Here is a 25,466-nt window from a genome sequence, read left to right on the forward strand (position 1 = left end):
AACATCTGACCAGTCATTACGTTGAGGTTATAAGCATGAGCAATGAAACAGCACCGGATTCAAGCCTCACCCTGGTTAAGGCATTATCCGTAGCGAATGCCTGTAGCCTCATTGAAACGCATATCTCCTGGCTGCTGCTGACCGGCCAATACGTCTACAAGATCAAAAAACCGGTTAACTTCGGTTTCCTGGATTTTTCCACGCTGGAAAAACGCCGCTTTTGCTGTAATGAAGAACTAAGGCTGAACGAGCGCTTAGCCGCCGAGCTGTATCTTGAAGTTGTACCGATAACCGGCACTGAGGATCAACCCCAACTGGGCGGTGCCGGCGTAGCCATCGAATACGCCGTCAAGATGGTTCAGTTTCCTGCCGGACAATTGTTAGGCGAATACGCCAGAACCGGTCAACTAGGTACCGATCACATCGATCAACTTGTCGATATTGTTGCCGATTTTCATCAAACGATTGCGCAAACCGACAGCAAGTCTCCCTATGGCGATAGCGCCAACATCAACCATTGGTTTGCCGAGAATTTCGACCATATCAAACCGTTACTGGTCGACAATGCTGAAAAACAGCAGCTACAGCGCATCCGGCAATGGGGCGATACCGAATGGCACAAGTTGACCGGGTTGATGCAGCTGCGCAAGCAACAAGGCTATGTCCGTGAATGCCACGGTGATCTGCATCTGGGCAATATGACGCTGATAAACGGTAAGGTCACCTTGTTCGATTGCATCGAGTTTAACCCGATGCTGCGCTGGGTCGATGTAATCAGCGAAGTGGCTTTTTTGTTCATCGACCTGCTGCACTTCGGATATGACCGCTACGCTTACCGTTTCCTTAACCGCTATTTGCAACGCACCGGCGATTATCAAGGATTGGCGCTGCTGCGCTATTACCTGGTTTACCGTGCGCTGGTGCGGGCCAAGGTTTCTTTATTACGCATGGCGCAGCAGCAGGGCGACGATGCCGTTACCAAACAGGCGCGTTGCGAATACGCGGCGTTTGCCGGCCTAGCCGAGCGTTTTACCACAAGCCGCCGACCTGCTCTGATCATTACCCACGGCTATTCTGGCTCAGGAAAATCCACCCTAGCCGCTCAGCTCGCCGAAAAAATCGGCGCCTTCCAGATCCGCTCCGACATAGAGCGCAAACGGCTGTTCGGCTACCAAGCTTATGCGCAAACCGGCAGCGGTATAGACGACGGGCTTTATACCCAAGATGCGAGTCTAAAAACCTATCAACATCTTAAAGAACTTGCCCGAACCGCGCTTGAAGCCGGTTTCCCGACAATTGTCGACGCTACCTTTCTTAAAGCCGGACAACGCGAATTGTTTCGGCAGCTTGCAGCTGACTGCGGAGCGCCGTTTCAGATCATTACTTTTCAAGCGTCCGATCGGGAATTGTGCCGGCGCATCAAACAACGGCAAAACGATGCATCGGAAGCCACTGTAGACGTACTGCATCGGCAGCAGCAATCGGCACAGCCGCTGTCGGAGCAAGAGCAATCCTGCGTAATAACGATTGATACCGAGAACGGCAATGCTCTGGAAACCCTGTTGGATAACTTTCAATGACCGGTTTTTACTGGCGATAATTTCTTTTTCAGCGCTATGCGCGTAACATCGAGGCGCAGCAGCTTTAATGATTACATTCCATCAAAAAACGAACGGCATTGCATCCGCTTATGGAATCTGCTTTGCCTTTAGGAGGTCAAAATGAATGAAGACACATTAAATATCGAAATCAGAAAATTCCTCAAAAACGTCGGCATCACCTCGCAACGTGAGATTGAACACGCCGTACTCAAAGCGGTTGAAACCGGAAAACTGAACGGTTCCGAAACCCTGGACATCAAGATGACCCTGGATGCTCCGGCTATTGGCATCAGCCATAGCATCGAAGGGAAAATAGCGCTCGAATAGATAGCTTAAGCTTGGCCTGGTTCACATCAACTCGGTTTAAATCGGCGAGGTTTTTACTACTGAATCGCCACAACAGGCGGAGGATAAAAACCATGAATAAACATTTAAAATTAGTCAGGGAATTTCACGACACATTTTCACTCCCGCAAGCAGAATATGGGGCAAATACGCGCTTGTCCGACATGGATATTGTTGAACGTCAAGCACTGCTGATGGTGGAAGGCAGTGCGGTATTAAAAGCGATTAAAACGGGAGAGATGGTTGAAATGCTGGCCGGTCTGGTTAATCTGGCTTATTACGCATTGGACGCTATCGCAATACGGGGCAGCGACGTTACAGACCGTCCGGTAACATGGCGGAATGACGGCTTCGTCATATCCATCATGCGCACCCTGTCCGACAAAATCAACAACTGCACCTCCGGCGGCGCCGATGCTTATTCGGACGTGTATTGCCTGTGCGTTCATTTAACAAGCAATTTTATCAACGCGGATTTCGATAAAGCCTTTCAGATGATCCACGACAGCAAGTTGTCCAAACAAGCTAAAGCGCCCGACTTGAGCGAATGTCTTTATGAATGATTTTTAAATGGCCATCTAAAATGTGCTCGGCATAGGCCGGAATAAGGCCATCCAAGTGCGCAACGCGAGGCGGCGTTTCCGGCAGAATTTTGAGTGTTAAAGCGGGAATATATTCCTGCTCTATTTGGGAAAAATCATTTCCTCGGGACGGATCAGCTTATCGAACTCTTCCTCGGTCACAAAACCGCCGGAAACCGCCTCTACCCGTAAGGTACTGCGATTTTTAAAGGCCCGTTTCGCAATTTCTGCGGCATTGTCGTAACCGATACGCGGGGCCAAGGCGGTTACCAGCATCAACGAACTTTCCATAAGCTCGGTAATACGGTCGACATTCGGCTCAATGCCGACCACGCAATGATCGGTAAAACTGATCGCCGCATCGCCGATAAGCCGGATCGACTGGAGCACGTTATAAATAATGACCGGCTTGAACACATTGAGTTCCAAATGCCCTTGCGCCCCGGCAAAGGTGACGGTGGTGTGATTACCGATGACCTGTGCGCAAACCATCGTCATCGCTTCGCATTGGGTCGGGTTCACCTTGCCCGGCATGATTGAAGAGCCCGGTTCGTTTTCAGGCAGCGACAGTTCGCCGATGCCGGAGCGCGGACCTGAGCTCAACAGGCGGATATCATTGGCTATTTTATTGAGGCTGACCGCGATGGTATTTAGCACCCCGGAGATTTCCACCATTGCGTCGTGCGCGGCCAACGCCTCGAACTTATTGGCCGCGGAAACGAACGGCAACCCGGTGAATTTCGCGACTTCTTCGGCAAACTTGTCGCCAAAACCCGGCTTAGAATTCAGACCCGTACCCACTGCTGTGCCGCCTTGCGCCAAGGGATACAGCCGTTTGAGACTGTCGTTGATCCGGTCTATGCCCAATTGCATCTGGGCGGCATACCCGGAAAACTCCTGCCCCAAGGTCAGCGGGGTTGCATCCTGCAAATGCGTTCGCCCGATCTTGATTATTTCGCTCCATGCCTTGGATTTCTCCGAAAGCGCGCAGTGCAAATGTTGGAGCGAGGGAATCAGCGAATGGTGCAACTGCTCGACTGTCGCGATATGCATGGCCGTCGGAAAAGCGTCATTCGAAGACTGGCTGCGGTTGCAGTGATCGTTCGGATGAACCGGCGTTTTAGATCCCAAAACGCCGCCGAGACGCTCGATAGCCAGATTAGAAATCACCTCATTGGCGTTCATGTTGGACTGGGTGCCGGAACCGGTCTGCCAGACAACCAGAGGAAAATTGTCGTCCAGGTTGCCGTCGATAACTTCTCGGGCGGCCCCCGCTATCGCGTAGCCGGTTTTTTCGTCAATGCTGTTCAGCGCGATATTTGATAATGCGGCGCAATATTTGACGATGCCCAACGCCCGGATCAAAGGCCGGGGCAGGCGTTCATTGCCGATGTTGAAGTTGATCAGGGAACGCTGGGTTTGTGCGCCCCAGTATTTGTCGGCGGGGACCTGTATGGGGCCGAAAGAGTCGGTTTCGGTACGGCTATTGTCGATACTTTTTGTCATGAGTGTCCTCTGTGGTTGAGTTTAAGCGTGGACAAGCTCTAGCCGTAACAAACCCTATGTTGGGTTACCTCTGTTTGGAGGCAACCCACAACCTTCTCTACAAACTTATTTGAGCTGCTGATAATACTGAGCCAGATCCCTGATTTCTTCATCACTCAGTTGCTGGGCGATCAGACGCATGCGACTGTAAATATCGTTATGCCGCCGGCCGTTTTTATAAGCTGCCAAGGTTGTCGCAAAATAATCGGCCTGTTGCCCCGCCAGCGCCGGAATATCTATTTTTTCGCCCTGCCCCTTAGCGCCATGACAAACAAAACAGGGCGGCAGGATACGTTTGCCGTCACCCTGTTCAACCATTTTTTCCGCTCTGGCAAGGTTCCGGTTAGCCGATTTATTTTGAGGCGACGGCAGGGAATTGAACCAGACCGCGAGATCGGCGGCATCCTGCTCGGTCAGGCCCTTGGCAATCGAGGTCATCGAATCATGACTCCGGCTGCCGTTGGAATAATCACGCAACTGTTTGTAGACATAAGTGGCGACCTGGCCCGCAAGCGCCGGAATCGCCGGAAGCGTTTCATCATCCCGGGTTTCCTCCTTCATGCCCTGCCCTTTATCGCCATGACAGCTCTTGCAGGATTCGGCCAGTTCCTTACCCTTGTTCACGTTGCCGTTTTTTACCCGGTTCAGGGTTTCAGGCGTCCAGGCAATTTGGGAAGCAGGTTCGGCATTAGCCGAAAGCGGTGCAATAAACGCCAGTAATAGCAGCATTCGTTTCATGTTTAAAATCCCCATGCAGATGAACCCGAAGTGTTCATAAAAAAGAACTGTAAGATTGGATAACCGAAGCTGATGGCCATTAAAACGGCAATCACTTTGTTCCAGGGTTTAAAGTCGTTCAACCATTCGGGAAGCGACTCTACTGCATGTATCGGTTCGGCAAATTCAATTTGTCGGTCGAATGCTTCCGAAGCAGGACTCAATTGGGTCTTTGCCAGATTGTAGATAAACAGACAAGCCGACCCCAGCAATATCAAGCCGCCCAGTATCATCATCAATTCGTAAGGCTTCCAGGACAGCGTCAGCAGGTTATTGTAAACAACGCTGGAAATGCGGCGGGGCTGGCCTAACAAGCCCAGCACATGCCAGGGCGTCGTCAATATGCTCATGCCGATAAACCATGTCCATAGCTGAACCAGGGCCATCGATTCGGAAAACAATGGTTTTTTAACCAGCATGGGCCACAAATAATAGGCAATCGCGAAATACATGATGACGGTGGTGCCGGCAAAAATCAGATGGAAGTGTCCTGGCACCCAGGCGGTGTTGTGTATCATCGCGTTCATTGCATAACTGGCGTTGACGATGCCGCCGAAGCCGCCAAAAATCAGCATCAGTAACGACAAAATGACCGCCAGCACCATCGTGTTGGTCCACGGCAAACTGCCTATCCAGCCGAACAGCCCTTTGCCGCCGCGCAAGCGTCCGGCAATTTCCAGTGAGGCGATAACGGTAAAACCCGTCACCAAAGTAGGCAGGGCGACCACGAAAGTGCCGATGCCGTGCAGTAACTTCCAACCCTTGGCCTGTTCAGGATCCATATAAAGGTGATGAAAGCCTATCGGCAACGCGAACACGGCCAGTACGATAAAGGCAAGCCGGGCCATTTCATCGCTGAACAGGAAGCCGCCCGCCTGTTTGGGCACAAACACGTAAAAAGCGGTGTAGGCGGGAATCAGCCAGAAATAAACGATCGGATGCAAAGTCCAGGCGAATAGCGTTCTGGCCAGCCCCGGATCAACCGTATCGATCCAACCCAAGGACAGCGGAATCAATTGAAACAGCACCTCCAAGGCGACACCGGCGCTGGTCCATAGCCACAGTAAGGCATTCATTGCGGTGGCAAACATCGCTAAAGGCACCGGTTGTCCGGGCTTGGCTTTTTTCCATTGAACAAACATCACCAGCATGATCACGCACCAGACCCATGAGCCGACAACCAGCAAGGTAGCGCCGATATAAAATGCCGCATGCGCGACAATCGGCGGGTAAAACGTATAAAGCACCGAAGCCTTGCCGGTAAGCAAAGGGATCGCGGCCAGCACGACGCCGAACAAGGCGAGCCAGAACGCGCCCCATGCCAGCGGCTTGTTCCATACCGGTTGTTTCAGGCTGGTGGCGGCTATGTAATAGCCAAAACCCATAATAAAAAAGGTCGTCAACACAAACGCCATCAATACCCCGTGGGTACTGACCGAGGCAAAATACACACTGGGCGAGTCCAGCGCGGAGATAAGGCCGCTACGTTCCAGAACCTGATATTCGCCCATGAAACAAGCCAGGATGAAGGCGATAAAAGCGACCCAGAGATGGCTTAACGCCAATTTTCGTTCAGCTGCATCATTCATTGTTTGATCCTCCTTTAACAGACGATTTGGCCGGAGCCGTCCAGTTTTCTTTGGCGATTACGGAAATATTGCTCCACATGTGGTTATGGCCCAAGCCGCAATATTCATTACACAACATCGGATACTCGCCCGGTTTCGGAAAAGTGGTGGTTATTTCCGCGACATAACCCGGCACAATCATCGTGCTCATGTTGGTCATCGGGATATGAACGCCATGTAAAACATCCATGCTGACCCAACGGAAGGTTAATGTTGTTTCGGCGGGAACGGTGATATGTTTGGGGAAAAAGGAATAACGTCCGGCCACCATTCTGACTGTGACATTGCCCTTGTCATCGACTTGCACGCCCAGATTGTCCTCCGCAAATTCCTTGTTTAAATGCAGGCTGGCGGAATCAACCGTTTCAACTTTGCTGGGCGGGTTAACGCCGTGGAACAGCGCATCGATGGTGATGATGCCGACGAAAAGACCGATCACAATCAGCGAGATGGTGATCCATTTTCGTTCCAGTTGATCGATATGAATGGCACGAAGCTGCGCGTAAAAGTCCCGCAAGAGCTGTGCATATTTTTGTTTTAATGGTTCTATTTGCATAATGAACCCCTAGCCTCGCGGCAGAAATACGCCGTAATAAAGAAACAGCCATGCGACGACCATGCCGCCGATAACCAATGACATTAGTGCAAAAGTGCCGATTGGCGGGCTTTCGAGAATACGCTTGCGATCTTCTTCACTCATTTTATCCATCTCATCCTCTCTTTTAATTATTATGAATAACACCCGGTTTTTATAGTACACCATTGCCCGCTATTTCAATAAAAGCATTACGGTAATCCAAGCATGCGGTTTGGAAATCAGCGAATTTAATCCAGAAAAAGATTTTAAAAATAAAACCTTATACTTGATGAAAGATATTATTGAGGCGTTCTATGGCGAACCACAACGTATCCGTTACTGGCAAGACTTAGGAGTTCCCGTGCTTTTTACAGGTGAAGATCGAATGGTTCGGGGAATGACGCCTTCAGGGTAATAGGTTCCGTGACGCGGCGATAAAATAAACTCGTTCCAACGGCCGAAATTTTCTTCCAAAGCGGAAATGACATGTGTTAAAAAATTTTCCAGGCCAATAATCTGTACCAGTTTTTGGATGTCGGTAACGGTAAGAATCTTCATTATTTGTCTGTTCGTAACCGGTTAAGCCGCATGCTTCAAGCCGAATTGAATGAAAAACTGGCCGGATCCGGGCGGCGAGTCTTGTTCGTAATACAGTGCTTCAAGCGTCAGGTTGCCCTCCGTTCCCAGCGTTGAACCGGTCAGCAAGGTACGAAAATCTTTACCGCCGATTAACTGGTGGGTAATGGTCAGGTATAGCCTTGATAACTGCCTGTCCCTGATCATAGTGTCAAGCATCTGGGGCCCGGCAATAAGATAAATAGTCTTGTAACCCAGCGCGCTTAACTGACGAATCAAAGGCGCACCCCGAACCATTCGATCTTCACCTGTAAAAAGCACGGGAACTCCTAAGTCTTGCCAGTAACGGATACGTTCTGGATCGGCGTTTCTCCCCGTAGCAATATAAACCGTTTGCGCATGTTCCTGAAGACTGATGAAGCGGGAAATTCAGACTGGCGCTGGCGATTATCACTGCGGGCTGGGGTTTTAAACCGTTGTTCCGGCGCCATTCAACATGATCTTTGTTTCTGACCTGCAAGATGTTGCCCAAACGTCCCGCACCCAGCGCCCGCATATAGCCGCCATGCGTAATCAGGCAATCCGCCTGCGCATGTAGTTCCATGAACAGGCCAAAGTCAGAGGCTGTTGTTATATGCTTGGGGATATAGGTGTCTTGAGCCGCATCTTCCAACGCAATGCGCCCGTCCAGACTCGACAGAAAGTTGGCGTAAACAAAAGGCGATTCGATTGAGCCCTGTTTATGCAATTGATGGGCAAGATAGAGGCCTTTAATGGAGACTTTTTCGCAGGGAGAAGGATAGATTTTTTGCATAAACATACCCCTTTTGCGTTTGAAAGTTCGATGTCAGCCCGAGTGAAAGTTGCCGGGGACGCACTGGCTGATCCTTAACCAACCGCCGAATTCAATGCGCGATGAGTATGTTAATCAGTCTGGAAAGTTTCCTTGCAGCGGCGTTAATAGCCGTTTCTTGATACGGAATTAAAGCATTTAAAGAAAAGAGGCGGAATTACCCGCCCCTTTCCTTCGAAGCTGTATTGATGTTATTTTTTATTGTTGTTGCCGGCTTTAATGTGCTCTACAGCCGCTTCAGCATGTGAGGTAGCCACGCCTACGTGGCCCAAAGTGCCTTGATCAATAGCTTCCTGCAACTCTTTAGCTCCGGCGTCTAAATGGTTTTTTGCCACGCTCTTAGCGACTATGGAGGCTGCCAGCGCATCTTCCAATGCCGCCTTTGCGTGTTCGAGTAAAAGCGGTGTGTGTCCGGCTTTACCATGTTCTACCGCCGCATTAGCGTGTTTCAGCGCTTCAGAAGCATGGTCTTCAGCAAAAACAGAAGTACTTAAAAGAAGTAATAAACCTGCACATACGGATGCTAATTTTTTCATAATTCTCTCCTCATATTAATGTTTATATTTAGTTGTCGATACCACGTTTTATTTTTCTCTTTGAAAAATGGCGAAAACTCTTACGAATCGACATATATATTCATATCATCATGTAATTTATTTTGCAATACCCATGAGTTTACGAGGCGAATACATTAAAAACACTTGGAATACCCGGAAACAGGTCCTTTGATAATGGCCGATCAACAATCAACGCCAAAGTTGATAAATATACTTGCGCTTGAGCTTTTCCCATCCGAAGAAAATAGCTTGCAGCCATTGCGGCGGTGCAGGCTCCAACGCGCTATCAAACAAACCGTTTTTACTGCCTTGTTCAACAACCGGATCTTCCAGCCAAAGTGTTTGTATGCCTAATTCGGCATCTATTTTTTCAAACTGATTGTCGATAGGCTCGGAAATTTTGTGCGCCGCTATCCAATCCAGTCTTTTTTGTGCGGTAGCGCTGTCGATAATATAGGAATCGGCGAATCTGACACGGGACCCCACATAGAGATACTGCCCCGCTTTCCTCTGGCTTTTAGGCGTAAAAAAATTACCGCCCGAACCGATATAAATGACTTTATTTCCGGGAAATTGTACGCTTTGATCTAATGCGCGCTGTAACCCTATAGCAAAATCTTTGGCGAACACGGCATCGTCTTCTAAAATCAAATTAAACTCGCTGTCCGCAACCGCTACTTTTTGCAAGGCGCAAAGATGCTTCATCGCACAGGATTTTTGCGCCGGAGAGAGATTATTATCATCGGTAAAATATCGGTCGACGATTTCATCGTTCAGCTCATCCGCATCCCAATCGAAAATAAATTCGGCTGGCAAAGCATGCTCGGACAGCTGCTTTTCCATAAATAAGCGGCGTTGAGTGAATTTTTTTACATTCAGCACATAAACACGAGTTGGTTTTTTGACAGGTGGCATGTAAATGATCCTAAAAAATATTTGCTTGGTAGCGATTAGCCAAGGGCCGGCAATTAACCGGCCCTCCTCATTACCCAATATAATCCACCGCAGGATGACGGCTCAGCGATAACTTATATTCCCCTAGCCAGCTTTTCCGCATATCCGGTGTAATTGCGCGGCGTCAACTCCAGCAAAATGGCCTTGGCTTCAGCGGGAATTTCCAGTTTTTCAATAAACGCCTGCATTTGTTCGGGAGTAATGCGTTGACCTCGGGTCAGTTCCTTTAATTTCTCATAGGGTTTTTCGATACCGTAACGACGCATTACGGTTTGGACCGGTTCCGCCAACACTTCCCAGTTGGCGTTGAGATCGGCTTCAATCGCATCGACGTTGATTTGTAACTTGGATATGCCTTTCAAGCTGGCCTGGATGGCGATACTGGTATGGGCAATGCCGACACCGATATTTCTCAACACGGTCGAGTCGGTTAAATCCCGCTGCCAGCGCGACACCGGCAGTTTTTCGGCTAAAAAGCCGAATAAGGCATTGGCTAACCCTAAATTACCTTCCGAGTTTTCAAAATCAATCGGGTTGACTTTGTGCGGCATCGTGGACGAGCCGACTTCACCGGCAATGGTTTTTTGTTTGAAGTAACCCAGCGAAATATAGCCCCAGATGTCGCGGTCGAAATCCAGCAAGATGGTGTTGAATCGGGACAGCGCGTGGAAATACTCGGCGATATAGTCGTGCGGTTCAATCTGGATGGTGTAGGGGTTAAATTGCAGCCCCAGGGATTCGACAAAGTTTTTGGAAAATTCCGCCCAATCCACATCGGGATAGGCCACGCAGTGCGCATTATAATTGCCCACTGCGCCGTTTATTTTGCCCAACAGGGCTACGGCTTGCAGCTGGTCTTGCTGGCGCTGCATGCGCGCGGCGACGTTGGCGAATTCCTTGCCGGTGGTGGTCGGAGTGGCTGACTGTCCGTGGGTGCGCGATAGCATCGGCTGGTCTGCGGTTTCCACGGCAACGGTTTTCAGCGCCGCGATGCAATCGCTGATTTGCGCCAGGATCACTTCCCGGCCTTCCTTGAGCATTAACGCATAAGACAGGTTATTGATGTCTTCCGAGGTGCAGGCAAAATGGATGAATTCGCTGACTTTTTCCAATTCGGCGCAACCGGCAATTTTTTCTTTCAGCAGGTATTCAACGGCTTTGACATCGTGATTGGTGGTTTTTTCGATGTCCTTGACGCGCTGCGCATCGGCCTCTGAAAAATCGCTGACGATGTTGTTTAACAGTTGGGTTGCCGCGTCGCTAAACGGGCTGACTTCGGTAATCAGCGGATGATTGGCCAAGGCTTGCAGCCAGCGTACTTCAACGAGTACGCGAAAACGGATCAGGCCGTATTCGCTGAAAATAGGACGGAGTTTTTCGACTTTGTCAGCGTAGCGGCCGTCAATGGGGGAAATAGCGGTGAGGGCAAAATTAGTCATAAGTTGATTGTCCTGAAACTTTTGTGATGTGTCATGATGTTTTTGAGGAGGCTAGATTTTTCCGCCAGCTCGTTGTACGGGTTGAGTATTATGATCGAAACATTCTTCGCTAGTGCCTTGAAATGCCTCAATTAACCGGCGGCGCATATCGGCATAGTCTTGAAAAACCGTCATCCAGACTGACCAAAAGCCTGTGGTAATGGCAGTTTCTACGATTCGAAGACACATTGCTTCGCCTGAATCTCGATCAAAATCCTCTTTTGCCCATTCTGCTTTCCGCCATGCGGTATAGCGTGGCATCCAGCGAGGGTCTTTAACATTCTTGCGACTTATTGGTTCAATATCTAATCCCGTTAGTTTCGAGCAATTCGCTGCTGGGCTTCATTTAAAGATTTGGCTATTTGAGGAGCACGGTCATTCTCATAAATAAAAACCCGAAATGTATTGTCACAATGTGGCCAATAATAATCGTGCAAGTTTTCAGCATTAACTACTTTCTTACCTTTTCTGCTATTGCAGGAAGGACAGCTTAAAAGAAAATTACTCCACTCTTTTTCTAAGGCTGTTTCATTTCCTTTAGGTTGAATATGTTCAACTGCCAGCCCCATTGGCAACCAAATTTCACAATAAGAGCAATATTGGCCCAAACGATTGATTAAATAAGGACGGGCATCGCCGTATTTTTTGAAATTAACGGGATTACCGTCGCTATCTATCGGCGCATCGTCGCGTTTAACCGGCCTCATGCCTACTTCCTTCTACGGCTAGTCGTTCCATTTTTAAAAAAGCTTGAAAAGCGGGATCGTCGCTATAAGGCAGCAATAATTCATCCAGCCGTTGCCGCAAACGTTGTTTTTCGTCTTCACCGGCGGGCGGAATTTGTTTTAACACGGTGTAATATTCTTCAGCTGCTTTTTCCATATCCAAAAAGCGCTGGCTTTGTTGGGGGATTTCTACGCCTTGCTGGTTTTCGGCAATATCCTCGATACTTTTGCTGTCAACATCTACAGGCGCATTTTTTTCTAAATCCCACAATAAACAATCTTCACGATGGTACAGCGATTGAATAATAAAAGGCGAATGGCTGCTGGCAACAAATTGTACTTTAGGAAAGGTGTCTAATAAGCGTTCGACAACCTGCTTCTGCCATTTAGGATGCAGGTGCAAATCGATTTCGTCGATTAATACGATGCCTTCGGTTTGCTTGATTACGTCAGCTTCCAGTTGCGGATTTAACGTCGCCATCCGATAAGCAATATCGGCGACCACACCTATCATGTTGCGATAGCCATCGCTTAATAGCGAAAATGGGATAGTTTGAAGTTTACCTTGAACTGATAAGGTTTCGATCATCAATTCATCCCAAACCAAATCCCACCATGCCCGCTGCGCATCGGGAATCATGCTAACAATAGCCTCACGAACCGCTTCTAATACATGACGGCGTTCTTGTTTTTGCAAGGCCGCCAATTCTTGAGTTTTAAACCATTGAAAGAAGCTTTTTTGATTAGATGCCGGATTTAAACAATTTTGATAACCTTCGAATCGAGAGCCAGGGCCTATGGTTTTTTTATCTTTGGATTTTAATTGCTGCCATAACCGACCTGTGCCGTAATAGGCCGCTATAGGAAATAAAATATTGAGGTTAGTTCTTTCTTCGGCCTGTTTTTTTATTAGATTAAGCTGCTTACTATCAAATTTACTGAGAATTTCATCATATCCGTTATCAAGATCACCTTTGCTAAGACAGTAAAACCTTTTAACCCCTCTACCATTTATCCAATGAATAGGTATACTACTAAAAACACCATCTATAACAATAAAAGTATCTTTAAGTATTTCTTTTAAAGGCTGCTGCCCCATTGTTAGTTCTAAATGATACATATCATCAAGGGACATTCGAGATTTTTCATTGGCTTTAACGCCAGTTATTTCAAATATTAAATCTCCCATGGCAATTGCCAATGCATCCAAAATTGTAGTTTTCCCGCTGCCGTTGTCACCGATTAATAATGTAAAACGATTAGAAAACTCTATCGCGTGTTTTTCAAAACGACGAAAACCAAGCAATTCCAGTTTATTAATTTTCATTATATTTAGACTCAATAATTCCACCGCCCAAACAAATTTCACCATCGTAAAAAACGACGGATTGGCCGGGTGTGATCGCTCTTTGCGGCTGGTCGAAAGTAGCCTTGCATCGACCATCGCCTATCGGCTCCAAATAACAGGCCTGGTCGGCCTGACGATAGCGGGTTTTAGCGCTGCAACGCATGGGTTTGGTCAACGGCCTGTTGCTGCACCAATCCAGTTGGCTGGCTTCCAGCGTGTTATGCAGCATCAGCGGATGATCGTGGCCCTGCCCTACGATCAAAATATTATTTACCAAATCCTTTTCCAGCACATACCACGGCTCATCCGGCGCATTTTTAACGCCCCCTATGCCTAAGCCTTGGCGTTGGCCAAATGTGTAATACATCAAGCCATGATGTTTGCCGATAGTTTGGCCTTCCGGGGTGCGCATCTCGCCGGGTTGTGTGGGCAGATAGCGTTGCAGGAATTCGGTGAATTTGCGCTCGCCGATAAAACAAATGCCGGTGCTGTCTTTTTTACGGCTGTTGGCAAAACCGGCTTTATCCGCCATAGCCCGGATTTCCGGTTTATGCAGATGGCCAATCGGAAACAGCGTGCGCGACAGCTGCTTTTGTCCCAGCGTGTAAAGAAAATAGCTTTGCTCTTTATTCGGGTCCAGGCCTTTTAACAAAAAGAACTCACCGTCTTTTTCCGCCACGCGCGCATAATGGCCTGTAGCAATATATTCGGCACCCAAGTCTTCAATCGCATAATTCAGGAAGGCTTTGAATTTAACATGTTTGTTGCACAGAATGTCGGGATTAGGCGTGCGGCCCGCTTTAAATTCGGACAAGAATACTTCAAATACCTCATCCCAGTATTCGGCGGCAAAATTCACGGTTTTCAGTTCTATGCCTAATTTATCGCAGACCTGTTGGGCGTCGGCGAGGTCCTCCATTGCCGTGCAGTACTCGGTGCCGTCATCTTCTTCCCAGTTTTTCATAAACAAACCGGTGACTTGATGGCCTTGTTCCAAAAGCAGCAAAGCGGTTACCGAAGAATCGACACCGCCGGACATGCCGACGACTACATTTTTACTCATGGTCAAGGTCGATAAATGATTTAAGCAGTGATAAGGGGTGGCGTTGCCCGCTGAGATATTCGTCTATACTGATAAGCACTAGAGGGCTACGCAAACGATGGCGCTCCGCTTCGATTTCATCGCGAGTCAGCCAGCGCGCGGCGACTATGCCGTCATCCAGTTGTTGCGCCGGGTTATGCGAATGGCAGCGACCCGAAAAGCACACCCTGACAAAGCTCGGCGAGTCAGGATTTTTTCGCCAAAGCTGGATCGAAACAACGTATTCAGGCTCAAACCGCCATGCGGTTTCTTCCAATACTTCACGTTTGACAGCGGCAATCAGATCCTCGCTTTTTTCCAGGTGCCCTGCAGGTTGATTGAATTGAAGTCCGCTGGAGGTTTCTTCTTCCACGAGTAAAAAACGTCGGTCTTGTTCAATAACTGCGGCAACTGTAACGTGTGGTTTCCAAACCATTGCAAAATTCCGACTGCAAAAGCCGATATTTTACTAGATTTGGATAGATTATGCTGGTAAAAAAGACACAACCAGAAAGACTCAAAATGCTTGTTAATTTTGTTGCAAACATAAAGAGTTGAAATTCCCCCTGATTGGCACTATGTTAAGTGCTTAAAATAATTTCGTTATTACCGTTATGTCCGATTTTGATCCGTTTAAAGATAAAGATGGCGGCCTGGCCATTCAGGAAGCCAAGCCTAAGCTGAAAAAACCGCCTTTATACAAGGTTATCCTGCTGAATGATGACTTTACACCGATGGATTTTGTCATTGAGATTTTGATGGATTTTTTTGCGATGTCTGAAGAAAAGGCGACTCAGGTGATGCTGCAAGTACATACACAAGGTGTTGGTGTGTGCGGAACATATTCTAAAGATGTTGCTGAAACCAAAGTATATATTGTTAATGACTATTCACGGGAACATCATCATCCGTTGATGTGCTCGATGGAAGAAGTGTAGGTTGGAGAGCTTATGTTAAGTAAAGAACTTGAAATCACATTAAATAATGCCTTTAAAAATGCACATGACAAACGCCATGAATTTATCACGGTTGAACATTTGCTGCTGGCATTGCTCGAAAACCCTTCCGCGCAGCCGATTTTAATAGCATGCGGTTGTGACATTAAGGCGCTACGCGGCCAGTTAACGCAATTTATCGATGAAACCACCTCCCTAATTCCGGCGGGTATCCAGCGGGAAACCCAACCTACCCTGGGATTTCAGCGGGTTCTACAACGCGCTGTGTTTCATGTCCAGGCATCCGACAAGAAGGAGGTTTCCGGCGCCAATTTATTTGTAGCTTTGTTCAGTGAGCAGGATTCCCATGCGGTTTATCTGCTAAATAAGCAGGATATTTCAAGACTGGATGTGGTTAATTACCTGGCTCACGGTATTTCAAAAATCGATCCTGAAAATGATCCTTCAACTAGCAGGTCGCAGGAACCCGGCAATCCAGACGCCGAAGCGGCCGGCAGCCCTTTGGATAAATACGCCACCAACCTCAATGAAGAAGCTTTAAAAGGCCGAATTGACCCTTTAATCGGCAGAGAAGCGGAAGTCGAGCGCACCATTCAGACGCTGTGCCGCCGCCGCAAAAACAATCCTTTATTGGTCGGTGAAGCCGGCGTGGGCAAAACCGCTATTGCAGAAGGCTTGGCGAAACGGATTGTCGAGGAGCAAGTGCCGGACGTTTTGATGAACAGCGTGATTTACTCACTGGATCTGGGCGCTCTGGTTGCCGGCACCAAATACCGGGGGGACTTCGAAAAACGGCTTAAATCCCTGTTAACCCAGCTTAACAAGGAACCTGATTCGATCCTGTTTATCGATGAAATTCACACCATTATCGGAGCCGGTTCTGCTTCCGGCGGAGTGATGGATGCGTCCAATTTGATTAAACCGGCATTGGCTTCGGGCCAGTTGCGCTGCATAGGTTCTACCACGTATCAGGAATATCGCGGCGTTTTTGAAAAAGATCATGCCCTGGCGCGGAGATTCCAAAAAATCGACGTGCTTGAGCCTTCCGTTGAAGACACCATACTGATTCTAAAAGGGCTTAAATCCCGTTTTGAAGAACATCATGACGTTAAATATTCTTCCGATGCATTGCGTGTCGCGGCGGAATTATCGGATCGCTATATTACCGACCGCCATTTACCCGATAAAGCCATTGATGTTATCGATGAGGCGGGCGCAAAGCAGCGCATGACCGCTGAAGCCGAGCGCAAACAGCTGATTGATGTTGCAGAAATAGAAGACATCGTATCCAAAATCGCCAGAGTTCCCGCAAAATCGGTATCTTCCAACGATATAGACAAGCTTGGCAACCTGGAAAAGAACCTGAAAATGCTGGTCTTTGGCCAGGACGAAGCTATTTCCGCATTGGCGTCGGCGATAAAATTATCGCGCGCCGGCCTCAGGGATACGCAAAAAACTATCGGCTCATTCCTTTTTGCAGGCCCTACAGGTGTAGGTAAAACCGAAGTGACGCGGCAGCTGGCTAAGGTGTTGGGCGTGGAATTGATTCGCTTCGACATGTCCGAATACATGGAGCGGCATACTGTTTCCAGACTGATAGGGGCCCCCCCAGGCTATGTGGGTTTTGATCAAGGCGGCCTGCTAACCGAGCAGGTGACCAAGCATCCTCATGCCGTATTGCTGCTGGACGAATTGGAAAAAGCCCACCCTGACGTATTTAACCTGTTATTGCAGGTGATGGACCACGGCTCATTGACCGATAACAACGGACGCAAGGCGGATTTCCGTAACATCATTCTGGTGATGACCACCAATGCAGGAGCGGAAGAAGGCAGCCGCGCCTCTATCGGCTTTACTCAGCAGGATCATGCGACCGACAGCTTGAAGGTTATCGAAAAAGGCTTCTCGCCCGAGTTCCGCAACCGTCTGGATGCGATCATCCAGTTTAAGCCGCTGGATATTTCAATTGTCGGCCATGTGGTTGATAAATTCATCTTTGAACTGGAAGCCTTGCTGGCGGACAAACATGTGACGCTGGCATTGGATGCCGATGCCCGGTTATGGTTGGCCGAAAACGGTTGCGATCCGAAGATGGGAGCCAGACCGATGGCGCGACTCATTCAAGAGAAAATCAAAAAACCGTTAGCTAATGACTTACTGTTTGGCGAATTGGCGCACGGCGGACATGTGCGGATTTACGTGAAAGATAACGAACTGAACTTCGATATAGAAAGCGCTGACTCGATTGTTCCTGAAGCCAATTTTTAGTACGAGGACTAACCAAGGAACTTGCGTTAATCCTGTCGATAACAGGATTAACGCATACGGAATGTAATACGGCCTTTGGTTAAATCATAGGGAGTCATTTCAACTTTAACGCTGTCGCCGGTAAGAATACGGATGTAATGCTTGCGCATTTTTCCTGAGATATGGGCCGTCACAATATGACCGTTTTCCAATTCGACGCGGAACATAGTATTAGGAAGCGTATCAATCACCTTCCCTTCCATTTCAATTTGATCTTCTTTAGCCATTTATAATAATCCAGGTAATTAAAACCGCCAATCATACCATAACCGCGTTTTTAACAACAGAAGTGTAATAGTGGTAAGGTATTTGTTTTTCAAAAATCCGTGCTTGATTGATTAAAACTTACTATTAATCAGTTTAATAAATTCACTTTCAGCAAAAATATCCATATTGTTTTCAACCCTATCCAGGTAGGTTTTACCCTCCAAATGATCGAACTCATGTTGAAAGATTCTTGCTACAAACCCACTTAGCTGAGCCTCCACTAAGCCGCCCTGTTGATCGGTATAGTGGATCATTATTTCATGATATCTCGGCACTAAGGCGCGTATCCCCGGAATACTCAGACAGCCTTCCCAGTCCTTTTCCTGAGTTTCAGACAAAACCTGAAAACCGGGATTAATCATCACTGTCGGCTCCATAAGCGGCGCAGATGGGTAACGCGGCGTAGGCCGCGAAGCCATGATGATGATACGCTTTGACTCGCCGATCTGCGGCGCTGCAATGCCGACACCCGAGGTTGAGGCCAAGGTAGCCTGCATGGCCTCGATTATCCGCCTAACCTCGGCATTACGCACATCGGCAACCGCTTCGGCTTTTTGCCTGAGCACTTTTGCGCCCAATTGGGCAATTTCATATACGCCCGTCATTGAACCTCCTGCATAAGCAGTGCTTGCGCCTGAACCGGCTCTTCAGCGTCGTTTTTCTGTATCTGCTGATAGCTTCCGTCAGGCTGCAAAAGCCATGCTTGGCTGTTATCGGTTAAGTACAAATTCAGATCCTGCAGAATCCGGTTTTGCAATTTCTTATTCTCGATAGGAAAACAGATTTCAACACGGCGGAACATATTGCGATTCATCAAATCCGCGCTGGACGCGTAGACTTCCCTATCCCCGCCATTTTCAAACGCATAAACCCGCGCATGCTCCAAAAATCGCCCGATAATGGATCGTACTTCTATGTTTTCAGATACTCCCAAAACACCGGGCTTTAAGCAGCATACTCCCCTGACAATTAACTTAACCTCAACCCCGGCCTGAGACGCACGGTAAAGGGCCTGGATAGATTGCTCCTCAACAACGGCATTCACCTGAACAATGATTTTTGCCGGTTTGCCGTTTTTGGCATGGCGTATTTCCCGTTCGATTTTCTCCATCAAACCGCGATGCAAGGTGAACGGCGATTGCAATAGTTTATTCAACTTTGTTACTTTGCCTAAGCTGGTCAGTTGAGCAAACACGCGGCGCACATCCTCGCCTAATTCCTTGTCGCAGGAAAACAGGCCGTAATCGGTGTAAATCTGCGCCGTCTTCGGGTGGTAGTTTCCGGTACCTAAATGCACATAATTGCGCAACTCCTTGCCTTCCCTTCTTAACACCAAACACATTTTGGCATGGGTTTTATAACCCACCACGCCATAAACCACATGCACCGCAGCTTCTTGTAGCTTCGAGGCTAAATCGATATTGGCTTTTTCATCGAATCGAGCCCTCAATTCGATAACCACTGTCACCACCTTGCCCGCTCTTGCCGCCTTGATTAAGGCGCCGACGATAGGCGAATCGGCTCCGGTTCGATACAGAGTTTGCTTAATGGCCAATACATCGGGGGAAACCGCCGCCTGACGTACAAATTCAACAACTGGCGAAAAGGACTCAAACGGGTGATGCAGCAGAATATCGTGACGTCTAATCGCAGCAAAAATGTCTTTGCTGCGTTCCAGTTGTTGCGGCACACTCGGTTTAAACGGAGGAAATTTAAGGTCGGGCCGACCGACTAGGTCATTAATCTCCTGAATCCTGTTCAGATTGACCGGCCCTTCAACCAAAAACAAACGATCACGGGTCATTTCAAAACGGTCCAGTAAAAACGTTACCGTTTCATCCGGGCAGTTGGCGTCGATCTCCAGGCGGACTTCATCACCGTAATTACGCATAGCCAGCTCGCCTTCCACGGCAAGCAGTAAATCGTCAATGGCATCGTCATCGACAAAAAAATCACTATTCCGGGTGACCCTGAATTGATAGCAGCCTTTGACATTCATGCCGTTAAATAACTGATCGATAAAAGCATGAATAATCGATGATAAAAACACAAAATCCGCCGGCCCGCTACCGGTTACCTCGGCAGGCAATTGAATAATCCGAGGTAACGCCCTGGGTGCTTGCAAAATAGCCCTGCCGCTGTTTCTGCCGAATGCGTCTTTTCCGGTTAAGGAAATAATAAAATTTAAACTCTTGTTGAGTATGCGCGGAAAAGGGTGCGCGGAATCCAGTCCAACCGGCGTTAGAATCGGCAACAATTCATCGTTAAAATAAGCTTCCAGCCATTTGTGCTGCGCCTCGGTCCATTCCTTACGGCGAATGAAACGAATATTCTCTTCAGCCAATTTTGGAATCAGAATCTCGTTAAGAACCTTATATTGCTCGCCAACCAATTGATGAGCGTGAATGTTAATCAGCTCCAGCTGCTCGCTGGGGGTCAAGCCATCCGAGCCAATAGCTTTGGGATCGATGGCCGCCATCTGGATAACACTGGCTACGCGGACCTCGAAAAACTCGTCAAGGTTGGAACAGGAGATGCACAAATAATTAAGCCGTTCAAGCAGTGGTACCTTCTCGTCTTTCGCCTGCGCCAACACCCGTTTGTTAAACTCCAGCAGGCTTAGTTCACGGTTGATATAAAGTTCGGGCTTTTGAAGGTCGATCAGGTCTTCGGTCTCGTTTATGTCCATGTTTTACTCAGTTTCAAATCAGTCATGTAGAATGCGCATCATTCTTCAACATCTTCTCAAATTCAATATAGTTAGGTGTGCGCTGGCGCCCTAACCTCTTTTCCCCTGCAAGCCGCCGGTATGAATCGCAATAATACGCTGACCGGGCTTGAAGTAGTATTCTTTGATTAAAGCGTAAACGGCGTACATCATCTTTCCGGTATAAACAGGCTCAAGAGGAATTGTCGTTTTCAATTCAAAGTCTTCAATAAATGCGCTTAATTGCGCATTGGTTTTGGCGAAACCGCCAAAATGATAATCCAAGTTTATCTGCCAGTTATTACGCGGTTGTGACAGTTTGGCTTCAACCTCGGCGTTCAAAAAGCCTGCGTTTTTTAACGCCGCAAATCCCAGCACCGACGCCCGCTCAGGAACCGCATCAATAATACCCGCCAACGTCGTTCCGGTTCCGCAGGACACACACAGTGTATCGTATGGTATTGTTATTTCGGCAACCAGTTCCGCCACACCGTTCAACGCCAAATCTAAAGCGCCGCCTTCCGGCAACCAGTATTGTCCAGGCTTTAAGCCGGGCAAGTCATGCCAACCTTTATACTGACGGAGTATTCTATAGTCGGAACGGGAAACAAACCTCAGCTCCATGCCCCAGTTTTTCATGTCCAGTAATGTCGGTGTCAATGTTTCCGGCGGCTCGCCGCGGACAAGCCCGATAGTCTTTAGCCCTAACACCTTACCGACATAAGCCAAAGCATGTAAGTGATTGGAATAAGCGCCGCCCATGCTGACGATGGTATCTTTGCCTAATGACAGCGCATGATCAAGTATATATTTAAGTTTGCGCCATTTATTGCCGGAAATGACCGGATGCAGCAAATCGTCCCGCTTCATCCACAGCTCGATTGGGTATTGCGAAAGCCGTGGATCTTCAATCTTTGTTAGAATCGACGGATTGAAGGTTTTTTCCAGCTTTATCAGTTCGGGGTGCATGTATGTGTGGACGTTATAATTTGATCGCAACCGGGCAGCAGATTATGGATCATTTCAGGTTGCTGAGTTTACCCGGACACAAACCCGACTACAACATTCCGCCCGGACAAAAGATTCTCGCTGTCGTGCAACTGGAAGACGGCAGCAACGGGGCCGTTAACCTGCATTGGGGATTGATTCCATCATGGGCAAAGGATCGTGCTATTTCCAGTCACCTGATCAATGCCAGGGCCGAAACATTGACTGAAAAACCGTCGTTTAAAAAAGCTTACCGGCATCGACGATGCCTGATTCCAGCTACCGGCTTCTTTGAATGGCATGCCACTGAAGCCGGAAAACAACCGTACCATATCTACCGGCAAGATAAGGGGATGTTTGCTTTTGCCGGTATTTGGGAGCACTGGGAACATGATCAGGAAACGGTTTATTCCTGTTCTATTATCACCACGGCCGCCAACAACAAAATGGCGCCTATTCATGACCGCATGCCTGTCATTATCATGCCCGATGATTACAATCGTTGGCTGGATAAGAAAAACACCGCTATCGAGATTGCTGATTTTTTAGCCGCCGACGCCTACCGTACTATGCAGATCACCCGGATCAGCACACGAGTCAACAACCCTCAGCATAACGACGAAAATTGTTTAATGTAGCGGAATTGATTAGTCACGAAGACTGCAAAGGGATACAGAAAATAAATAAAGTATGGAAAATACAAAGACCACAAAGCTTCTGCTTCGTGGTCTTCGTGCGATCTGAGGCTATGCCTTACTATTTTTTCTTGGACTTGGATTCAGCAGCCGGTTCCTCGGCAACCAACTCGGGTTTATAAGATTTATAGTCCGGCGCTATGCTGATCAATACCGTCAGCAACGCCGCCACATAGGGGACGGCTTGTACCGAAAGAATCGCTATCCATAGTCTGCCGCTAAAATTATCAAAATGCTCCAACGAAGCCATCATCCCGATTGCTATGCTCAACAATGTCAGCAATAGCAATTCCTGCCGTATGGTGAACAATCCGGCAAGTAAGGCGCCGTGCTGTTCAAACTTGGGAGTGCGCATAAACGGCTTGCCCGAAGTAAACAGGCCCTGTAAAGTACCCTTGGCGACGGTATGCGTTAAGGACAGCCCGGACAGCGATGCGCCCAACGATTGCCATACGGAACACGGAACACGGGCTTGGTATAGCCATAAACCACGGATAATCTTGAAGCTGAATATACCGACAGTCGGCAATAAAAAGGCGTTGGCAGGCAATTCGCTGTGGATAGGGTCGTAAAGAATCACCGCAGTCAAGATCAAGCTGGTGATGGTAAATACCAACGCCAACGCATCTGAAAACCACGGCAGCCATCCGGCAATAAAATAATACTTCTGGGCCGGTGTCAGCACGGGATCTTTAGAGGGCAAAAAGCTGCGCCAATGCGCCTTGATGATTTGCATCGCGCCATAAACCCAGCGATAGCGTTGGGTCATGTAACCGGACATGGTGTCCGGCATAACGCCCCGGCCAAACGAATCCTTGACGTAAACCGAATCATAGCCCGCTTCATATAGGCGCAAGCCCAGCTCGCTGTCTTCGCAGATACACCATTCCGACCATTTGCCCACTTCCAGCAACGCGGATTTCCTGATCATGGTCATCGTGCCATGTTGGATAATCGCGTTATATTCGTTTCTTTGCACCATGCCGATGTTGAAAAAACCGGCATATTCCCAATAACAAAAAGACTTAAACATGCTTTGGTCGCGGTCGCGGTAATCCTGCGGCGACTGGATAAAACCGACGTTTTCGTTATCGAAATAAGGCACCATGCAGTTAAGCCAATCGGGCGACAGAATGTAATCGCTGTCGATCACGGCGATAATCTCGGCATCGGGAGCCGTTTGCTCCAGCGCATGATTGATCGCGCCCGCTTTAAAGCCCGGCCAATTTTCCAGATGGAAGAATCTGAATTTCGGTCCCAGCCGTTCGCAATCGGCTTTGACCGGTTCCCAAACCGCAGGATCTTTTGTGTTGTTGTCCATCACCAGCACTTCCAGATTCGGATAATCCACCCTGTCCAAAGCTTCCAGCGTCATCCGCACCATATCGGGCGGCTCGTTATGGATCGGTAAATGTAAAGATACCTTGGGATATCTAAAGTCCGGGGACGGCGTAAGCGGCTGAAAAGTCCTGGCTGTTTTCCGGTGCCAGATGACTTCGGCTATTTCCAAGCTCTCGATCAACAGGATGACTGCCGCCATGACCTGCATCAAGATCAGTATGCCCCAAAAAACCATCGTAATGTTGGTTTGGTATTGCTGTGCGCCTATCGACACCGACCAGAAAATCGTCGATGCCGCAAGATTGGCAATCAAACCGAAAAACAGTAATCCGGGCAGCTTCATACTGCTGCGGGTAAACAAAAACAAAACCATTAAAATGATGCTGAAAACAGCCGCACCCGTTGCCCAGTGCTCCCAATTAGGCATCGCAATAATATCGCTGTCCATCGGGTATTTGGGTTGCCGATCCGCGTTAAAAATACCCCAATAGGCTCCGGCCGAGCCTTCCAGAGACATTTTCCAAGGTTGGTCAAACGCCTCTACGATATAGTAAGTGACTTTTTCGGCATCGGCGCGATTGAGAAATTCACGCAGAAATCTCGCCTGATTGGATACCGACGCGGTCGCATGCTTAAACGGTTGACCGTCCGAAGGCCAGCCGACCTCGGTAATGACAATAGGCTTGTTGGGGTATGCTTGTTGCACGGCGTGATAACGGTCGAAAACATAGTCGACTGCATCTTCGGCCGCAATGCCTTCCCAGTAAGGCAGGATATGCACGGCGATAAAATCGACTTCAGCAACCAGCTCGGGATGTTTCATCCACTCAGCCCAAGTCTCGGATGTACTGACCGGCCGCCATGTGTTTTTCTTTACTTCCCGGATATATTCGACCAGTTGTTCCGGCGGAATCTCGGCGCGGAGCAGAACCTCGTTGCCCACCATAATACGAACGATGTTCGGGTTGTTCTGACGAGCGACATTAATTAAGGTCTCGATTTCTTGCCGGTTTTTTTCAAGATTACCGTCGATCCAGGCGCCCACAGTCGTATTCAGATTATGCTTGGCGGCGAGTTCAGGAACTTTGTCCAGTCCTTTAAGCACGCTGTAGGTACGGACAGCATGCACTTTATTCTCGAGCAAGCTCAAGTCGTGATCAATATCCGCTTCGCTGGGGAAAGTATTGCTGGTTTGAGTATCCTGTTTTCTCATGGGGTCGAATGTGACGCCCATGGTAGTCTTGGTCCAAGGCTGCAATTGCAAGGGGTTGTTCACATAACTCCATATGCTGAAGTTAAGGAAGACGAGTAGAGCGAGTGCAATGACAGTAACTATCTTAGTTTTCATTTAGGTGCTCGGTTATTCTGTTTAAAATGAGAAAAATTTGTTTAATTGAAGATTTAAAAAATTGTGCGGCTCACCCTGTAAGCTTCCATTCCCCCCTACTCGCGTCCCACTAGGCAAAGCCTTATCATTTGAAAGAATTAGACATAATAGGGTCAATATTTTACACAGGTTCCAGAACTAATAAGAATTTATTTAAAACCTATGCTGTCCGCTAAAAGCAAAACTTATTTTA

Annotated in this window: 27 protein-coding genes; 7 read left to right on the forward strand and 20 right to left on the reverse strand. The window is 48.2% G+C overall.

The window, feature by feature from the left end:
- Nucleotides 1-35: 35 nt before the first annotated feature.
- From B0F88_RS15540 to B0F88_RS15550, 3 genes are all read left to right on the forward strand, one after another.
- Complete coding sequence (locus B0F88_RS15540; protein WP_104424851.1) at nucleotides 36-1,580, forward strand: bifunctional aminoglycoside phosphotransferase/ATP-binding protein; 1,545 nt, start codon at nucleotides 36-38, stop codon at nucleotides 1,578-1,580.
- Between the two features lie 141 nt (nucleotides 1,581-1,721).
- Complete coding sequence (locus B0F88_RS15545) at nucleotides 1,722-1,928, forward strand: DUF6494 family protein (protein ID WP_104424852.1); 207 nt, start codon at nucleotides 1,722-1,724, stop codon at nucleotides 1,926-1,928.
- 92 nt (nucleotides 1,929-2,020) lie between these two features.
- Nucleotides 2,021-2,509, forward strand: coding sequence for a nucleoside triphosphate pyrophosphohydrolase family protein (locus tag B0F88_RS15550; protein ID WP_104424853.1), 489 nt, complete (start codon nucleotides 2,021-2,023; stop codon nucleotides 2,507-2,509).
- A gap of 120 nt (nucleotides 2,510-2,629) precedes the next feature.
- Here B0F88_RS15550 and fumC read toward each other — a convergent pair whose 3' ends face one another.
- The 5 genes from fumC to B0F88_RS19785 all read right to left on the reverse strand — a co-directional run bounded on the left by fumC (nucleotide 2,630) and on the right by B0F88_RS19785 (nucleotide 7,177).
- Nucleotides 2,630-4,033, reverse strand: a complete 1,404-nt coding sequence (gene fumC / locus B0F88_RS15555; RefSeq protein ID WP_104424854.1) for a class II fumarate hydratase — start codon at nucleotides 4,031-4,033, stop codon at nucleotides 2,630-2,632.
- 105 nt (nucleotides 4,034-4,138) lie between these two features.
- On the reverse strand, nucleotides 4,139-4,810 hold the full coding sequence (locus B0F88_RS15560; protein ID WP_104424855.1) for a c-type cytochrome: 672 nt from the start codon (nucleotides 4,808-4,810) through the stop codon (nucleotides 4,139-4,141).
- 2 nt (nucleotides 4,811-4,812) lie between these two features.
- A complete protein-coding gene (locus tag B0F88_RS15565) occupies nucleotides 4,813-6,438 on the reverse strand; it encodes a b(o/a)3-type cytochrome-c oxidase subunit 1 (RefSeq protein WP_104424856.1) in 1,626 nt (541 codons plus the stop codon).
- The gene (locus B0F88_RS15570) at nucleotides 6,431-7,033 is read right to left on the reverse strand and encodes a cytochrome C oxidase subunit II (protein WP_104424857.1); all 603 of its coding nucleotides are present in this window, start codon (nucleotides 7,031-7,033) and stop codon (nucleotides 6,431-6,433) included. Before B0F88_RS15570 ends, B0F88_RS15565 begins: the two co-directional genes overlap by 8 nt.
- Before the next feature lie 9 nt (nucleotides 7,034-7,042).
- Complete coding sequence (locus B0F88_RS19785; RefSeq protein ID WP_258076701.1) at nucleotides 7,043-7,177, reverse strand: hypothetical protein; 135 nt, start codon at nucleotides 7,175-7,177, stop codon at nucleotides 7,043-7,045.
- 109 nt (nucleotides 7,178-7,286) lie between these two features.
- Here B0F88_RS19785 and B0F88_RS19425 point away from each other — a divergent pair, with 109 nt between their 5' ends.
- Nucleotides 7,287-7,469: a hypothetical protein gene (locus B0F88_RS19425; RefSeq protein ID WP_181049927.1), complete on the forward strand. Its 183-nt coding sequence runs from the start codon at nucleotides 7,287-7,289 to the stop codon at nucleotides 7,467-7,469.
- Between the two features lie 164 nt (nucleotides 7,470-7,633).
- On the opposite strand, the gene B0F88_RS19790 is transcribed toward B0F88_RS19425, so the two are convergent.
- The 10 genes from B0F88_RS19790 to B0F88_RS15630 all read right to left on the reverse strand — a co-directional run bounded on the left by B0F88_RS19790 (nucleotide 7,634) and on the right by B0F88_RS15630 (nucleotide 15,062).
- A complete protein-coding gene (locus tag B0F88_RS19790; RefSeq protein ID WP_258076696.1) occupies nucleotides 7,634-7,951 on the reverse strand; it encodes a hypothetical protein in 318 nt (105 codons plus the stop codon).
- Nucleotides 7,935-8,444: a hypothetical protein gene (locus B0F88_RS19795; RefSeq protein ID WP_258076697.1), complete on the reverse strand. Its 510-nt coding sequence runs from the start codon at nucleotides 8,442-8,444 to the stop codon at nucleotides 7,935-7,937. The genes B0F88_RS19790 and B0F88_RS19795 overlap by 17 nt, the downstream gene beginning before the upstream one ends.
- Before the next feature lie 230 nt (nucleotides 8,445-8,674).
- Nucleotides 8,675-9,019 carry a small metal-binding protein SmbP gene (smbP, locus tag B0F88_RS15595; protein ID WP_104424859.1) on the reverse strand — a complete coding sequence of 115 codons (345 nt, stop codon included), beginning with the start codon at nucleotides 9,017-9,019 and terminating at the stop codon, nucleotides 8,675-8,677.
- Between the two features lie 210 nt (nucleotides 9,020-9,229).
- On the reverse strand, nucleotides 9,230-9,955 hold the full coding sequence (locus B0F88_RS15600; RefSeq protein WP_104424888.1) for a glycosyltransferase family 25 protein: 726 nt from the start codon (nucleotides 9,953-9,955) through the stop codon (nucleotides 9,230-9,232).
- A 113-nt stretch (nucleotides 9,956-10,068) separates the two neighbouring features.
- A complete protein-coding gene (purB, locus tag B0F88_RS15605; RefSeq protein WP_104424860.1) occupies nucleotides 10,069-11,433 on the reverse strand; it encodes an adenylosuccinate lyase in 1,365 nt (454 codons plus the stop codon).
- Between the two features lie 51 nt (nucleotides 11,434-11,484).
- Nucleotides 11,485-11,733 carry a hypothetical protein gene (locus tag B0F88_RS19430; protein ID WP_104424861.1) on the reverse strand — a complete coding sequence of 83 codons (249 nt, stop codon included), beginning with the start codon at nucleotides 11,731-11,733 and terminating at the stop codon, nucleotides 11,485-11,487.
- Nucleotides 11,734-11,786: 53 nt separating this feature from the next.
- Nucleotides 11,787-12,179, reverse strand: a complete 393-nt coding sequence (locus tag B0F88_RS15615; protein WP_104424862.1) for an HNH endonuclease — start codon at nucleotides 12,177-12,179, stop codon at nucleotides 11,787-11,789.
- Complete coding sequence (locus B0F88_RS15620) at nucleotides 12,166-13,524, reverse strand: AAA family ATPase (RefSeq protein WP_181049928.1); 1,359 nt, start codon at nucleotides 13,522-13,524, stop codon at nucleotides 12,166-12,168. Before B0F88_RS15620 ends, B0F88_RS15615 begins: the two co-directional genes overlap by 14 nt.
- Complete coding sequence (gene mnmA / locus B0F88_RS15625; RefSeq protein WP_104424864.1) at nucleotides 13,514-14,608, reverse strand: tRNA 2-thiouridine(34) synthase MnmA; 1,095 nt, start codon at nucleotides 14,606-14,608, stop codon at nucleotides 13,514-13,516. The genes B0F88_RS15620 and mnmA overlap by 11 nt, the downstream gene beginning before the upstream one ends.
- Nucleotides 14,601-15,062 (reverse strand): NUDIX hydrolase, encoded by a 462-nt coding sequence (locus B0F88_RS15630; RefSeq protein WP_104424865.1) that lies wholly within the window; start codon nucleotides 15,060-15,062, stop codon nucleotides 14,601-14,603. Before B0F88_RS15630 ends, mnmA begins: the two co-directional genes overlap by 8 nt.
- Nucleotides 15,063-15,240: 178 nt before the next feature.
- On the opposite strand from B0F88_RS15630, the gene clpS reads away from it, so the two are divergent.
- The gene (clpS, locus tag B0F88_RS15635) at nucleotides 15,241-15,564 is read left to right on the forward strand and encodes an ATP-dependent Clp protease adapter ClpS (protein WP_104424866.1); all 324 of its coding nucleotides are present in this window, start codon (nucleotides 15,241-15,243) and stop codon (nucleotides 15,562-15,564) included.
- A gap of 12 nt (nucleotides 15,565-15,576) precedes the next feature.
- Entirely contained in the window at nucleotides 15,577-17,850 is a 2,274-nt protein-coding gene (gene clpA, locus B0F88_RS15640) for an ATP-dependent Clp protease ATP-binding subunit ClpA (protein ID WP_104424867.1), read from the forward strand.
- A gap of 47 nt (nucleotides 17,851-17,897) precedes the next feature.
- Here clpA and infA read toward each other — a convergent pair whose 3' ends face one another.
- The 4 genes from infA to B0F88_RS15660 form a co-directional block, all read right to left on the reverse strand.
- Entirely contained in the window at nucleotides 17,898-18,116 is a 219-nt protein-coding gene (gene infA, locus B0F88_RS15645; RefSeq protein ID WP_006889822.1) for a translation initiation factor IF-1, read from the reverse strand.
- Between the two features lie 111 nt (nucleotides 18,117-18,227).
- Entirely contained in the window at nucleotides 18,228-18,761 is a 534-nt protein-coding gene (gene def / locus B0F88_RS15650) for a peptide deformylase (RefSeq protein WP_104424868.1), read from the reverse strand.
- Nucleotides 18,758-20,845 (reverse strand): polyphosphate kinase 1, encoded by a 2,088-nt coding sequence (gene ppk1, locus B0F88_RS15655; protein WP_104424869.1) that lies wholly within the window; start codon nucleotides 20,843-20,845, stop codon nucleotides 18,758-18,760. Before ppk1 ends, def begins: the two co-directional genes overlap by 4 nt.
- 90 nt (nucleotides 20,846-20,935) lie before the next feature.
- Nucleotides 20,936-21,832, reverse strand: a complete 897-nt coding sequence (locus tag B0F88_RS15660) for a 1-aminocyclopropane-1-carboxylate deaminase/D-cysteine desulfhydrase (RefSeq protein ID WP_104424870.1) — start codon at nucleotides 21,830-21,832, stop codon at nucleotides 20,936-20,938.
- A 2-nt stretch (nucleotides 21,833-21,834) separates the two neighbouring features.
- Between B0F88_RS15660 and B0F88_RS15665 the strand changes: the two genes are divergently transcribed.
- Nucleotides 21,835-22,488 carry an SOS response-associated peptidase gene (locus tag B0F88_RS15665; protein ID WP_104424871.1) on the forward strand — a complete coding sequence of 218 codons (654 nt, stop codon included), beginning with the start codon at nucleotides 21,835-21,837 and terminating at the stop codon, nucleotides 22,486-22,488.
- A 118-nt stretch (nucleotides 22,489-22,606) separates the two neighbouring features.
- Here the strand turns inward: B0F88_RS15665 and B0F88_RS15670 are convergent, their stop codons facing one another.
- Complete coding sequence (locus B0F88_RS15670) at nucleotides 22,607-25,234, reverse strand: glycosyltransferase (protein WP_104424872.1); 2,628 nt, start codon at nucleotides 25,232-25,234, stop codon at nucleotides 22,607-22,609.
- Between the last annotated feature and the right edge of the window lie 232 nt (nucleotides 25,235-25,466).

Origin of the sequence: Methylobacter tundripaludum (genome assembly GCF_002934365.1) — a bacterium.
In the GTDB taxonomy this organism is placed as follows: Bacteria; Pseudomonadota; Gammaproteobacteria; order Methylococcales; family Methylomonadaceae; genus Methylobacter_A; species Methylobacter_A tundripaludum_A.

Bases quoted from the DNA above. Each gene is read 5' to 3' on its own strand.
- B0F88_RS15540 (WP_104424851.1), top strand. From the start codon at position 36: ATGAGCAATGAAACAGCACCGGATTCAAGCCTCACCCTGGTTAAGGCA.
- B0F88_RS15545 (WP_104424852.1), top strand. From the start codon at position 1,722: ATGAATGAAGACACATTAAATATCGAAATCAGAAAATTCCTCAAAAAC.
- B0F88_RS15550 (WP_104424853.1), top strand. From the start codon at position 2,021: ATGAATAAACATTTAAAATTAGTCAGGGAATTTCACGACACATTTTCA.
- fumC (WP_104424854.1), bottom strand. From the start codon at position 4,033: ATGACAAAAAGTATCGACAATAGCCGTACCGAAACCGACTCTTTCGGC.
- B0F88_RS15560 (WP_104424855.1), bottom strand. From the start codon at position 4,810: ATGAAACGAATGCTGCTATTACTGGCGTTTATTGCACCGCTTTCGGCT.
- B0F88_RS15565 (WP_104424856.1), bottom strand. From the start codon at position 6,438: ATGAATGATGCAGCTGAACGAAAATTGGCGTTAAGCCATCTCTGGGTC.
- B0F88_RS15570 (WP_104424857.1), bottom strand. From the start codon at position 7,033: ATGCAAATAGAACCATTAAAACAAAAATATGCACAGCTCTTGCGGGAC.
- B0F88_RS19785 (WP_258076701.1), bottom strand. From the start codon at position 7,177: ATGAGTGAAGAAGATCGCAAGCGTATTCTCGAAAGCCCGCCAATCGGC.
- B0F88_RS19795 (WP_258076697.1), bottom strand. From the start codon at position 8,444: ATGCAAAAAATCTATCCTTCTCCCTGCGAAAAAGTCTCCATTAAAGGC.
- smbP (WP_104424859.1), bottom strand. From the start codon at position 9,019: ATGAAAAAATTAGCATCCGTATGTGCAGGTTTATTACTTCTTTTAAGT.
- B0F88_RS15600 (WP_104424888.1), bottom strand. From the start codon at position 9,955: ATGCCACCTGTCAAAAAACCAACTCGTGTTTATGTGCTGAATGTAAAA.
- purB (WP_104424860.1), bottom strand. From the start codon at position 11,433: ATGACTAATTTTGCCCTCACCGCTATTTCCCCCATTGACGGCCGCTAC.
- B0F88_RS19430 (WP_104424861.1), bottom strand. From the start codon at position 11,733: ATGCCACGCTATACCGCATGGCGGAAAGCAGAATGGGCAAAAGAGGAT.
- B0F88_RS15615 (WP_104424862.1), bottom strand. From the start codon at position 12,179: ATGAGGCCGGTTAAACGCGACGATGCGCCGATAGATAGCGACGGTAAT.
- B0F88_RS15620 (WP_181049928.1), bottom strand. From the start codon at position 13,524: ATGAAAATTAATAAACTGGAATTGCTTGGTTTTCGTCGTTTTGAAAAA.
- mnmA (WP_104424864.1), bottom strand. From the start codon at position 14,608: ATGAGTAAAAATGTAGTCGTCGGCATGTCCGGCGGTGTCGATTCTTCG.
- B0F88_RS15630 (WP_104424865.1), bottom strand. From the start codon at position 15,062: ATGGTTTGGAAACCACACGTTACAGTTGCCGCAGTTATTGAACAAGAC.
- clpS (WP_104424866.1), top strand. From the start codon at position 15,241: ATGTCCGATTTTGATCCGTTTAAAGATAAAGATGGCGGCCTGGCCATT.
- clpA (WP_104424867.1), top strand. From the start codon at position 15,577: ATGTTAAGTAAAGAACTTGAAATCACATTAAATAATGCCTTTAAAAAT.
- infA (WP_006889822.1), bottom strand. From the start codon at position 18,116: ATGGCTAAAGAAGATCAAATTGAAATGGAAGGGAAGGTGATTGATACG.
- def (WP_104424868.1), bottom strand. From the start codon at position 18,761: ATGACGGGCGTATATGAAATTGCCCAATTGGGCGCAAAAGTGCTCAGG.
- ppk1 (WP_104424869.1), bottom strand. From the start codon at position 20,845: ATGGACATAAACGAGACCGAAGACCTGATCGACCTTCAAAAGCCCGAA.
- B0F88_RS15660 (WP_104424870.1), bottom strand. From the start codon at position 21,832: ATGCACCCCGAACTGATAAAGCTGGAAAAAACCTTCAATCCGTCGATT.
- B0F88_RS15665 (WP_104424871.1), top strand. From the start codon at position 21,835: ATGTGTGGACGTTATAATTTGATCGCAACCGGGCAGCAGATTATGGAT.
- B0F88_RS15670 (WP_104424872.1), bottom strand. From the start codon at position 25,234: ATGAAAACTAAGATAGTTACTGTCATTGCACTCGCTCTACTCGTCTTC.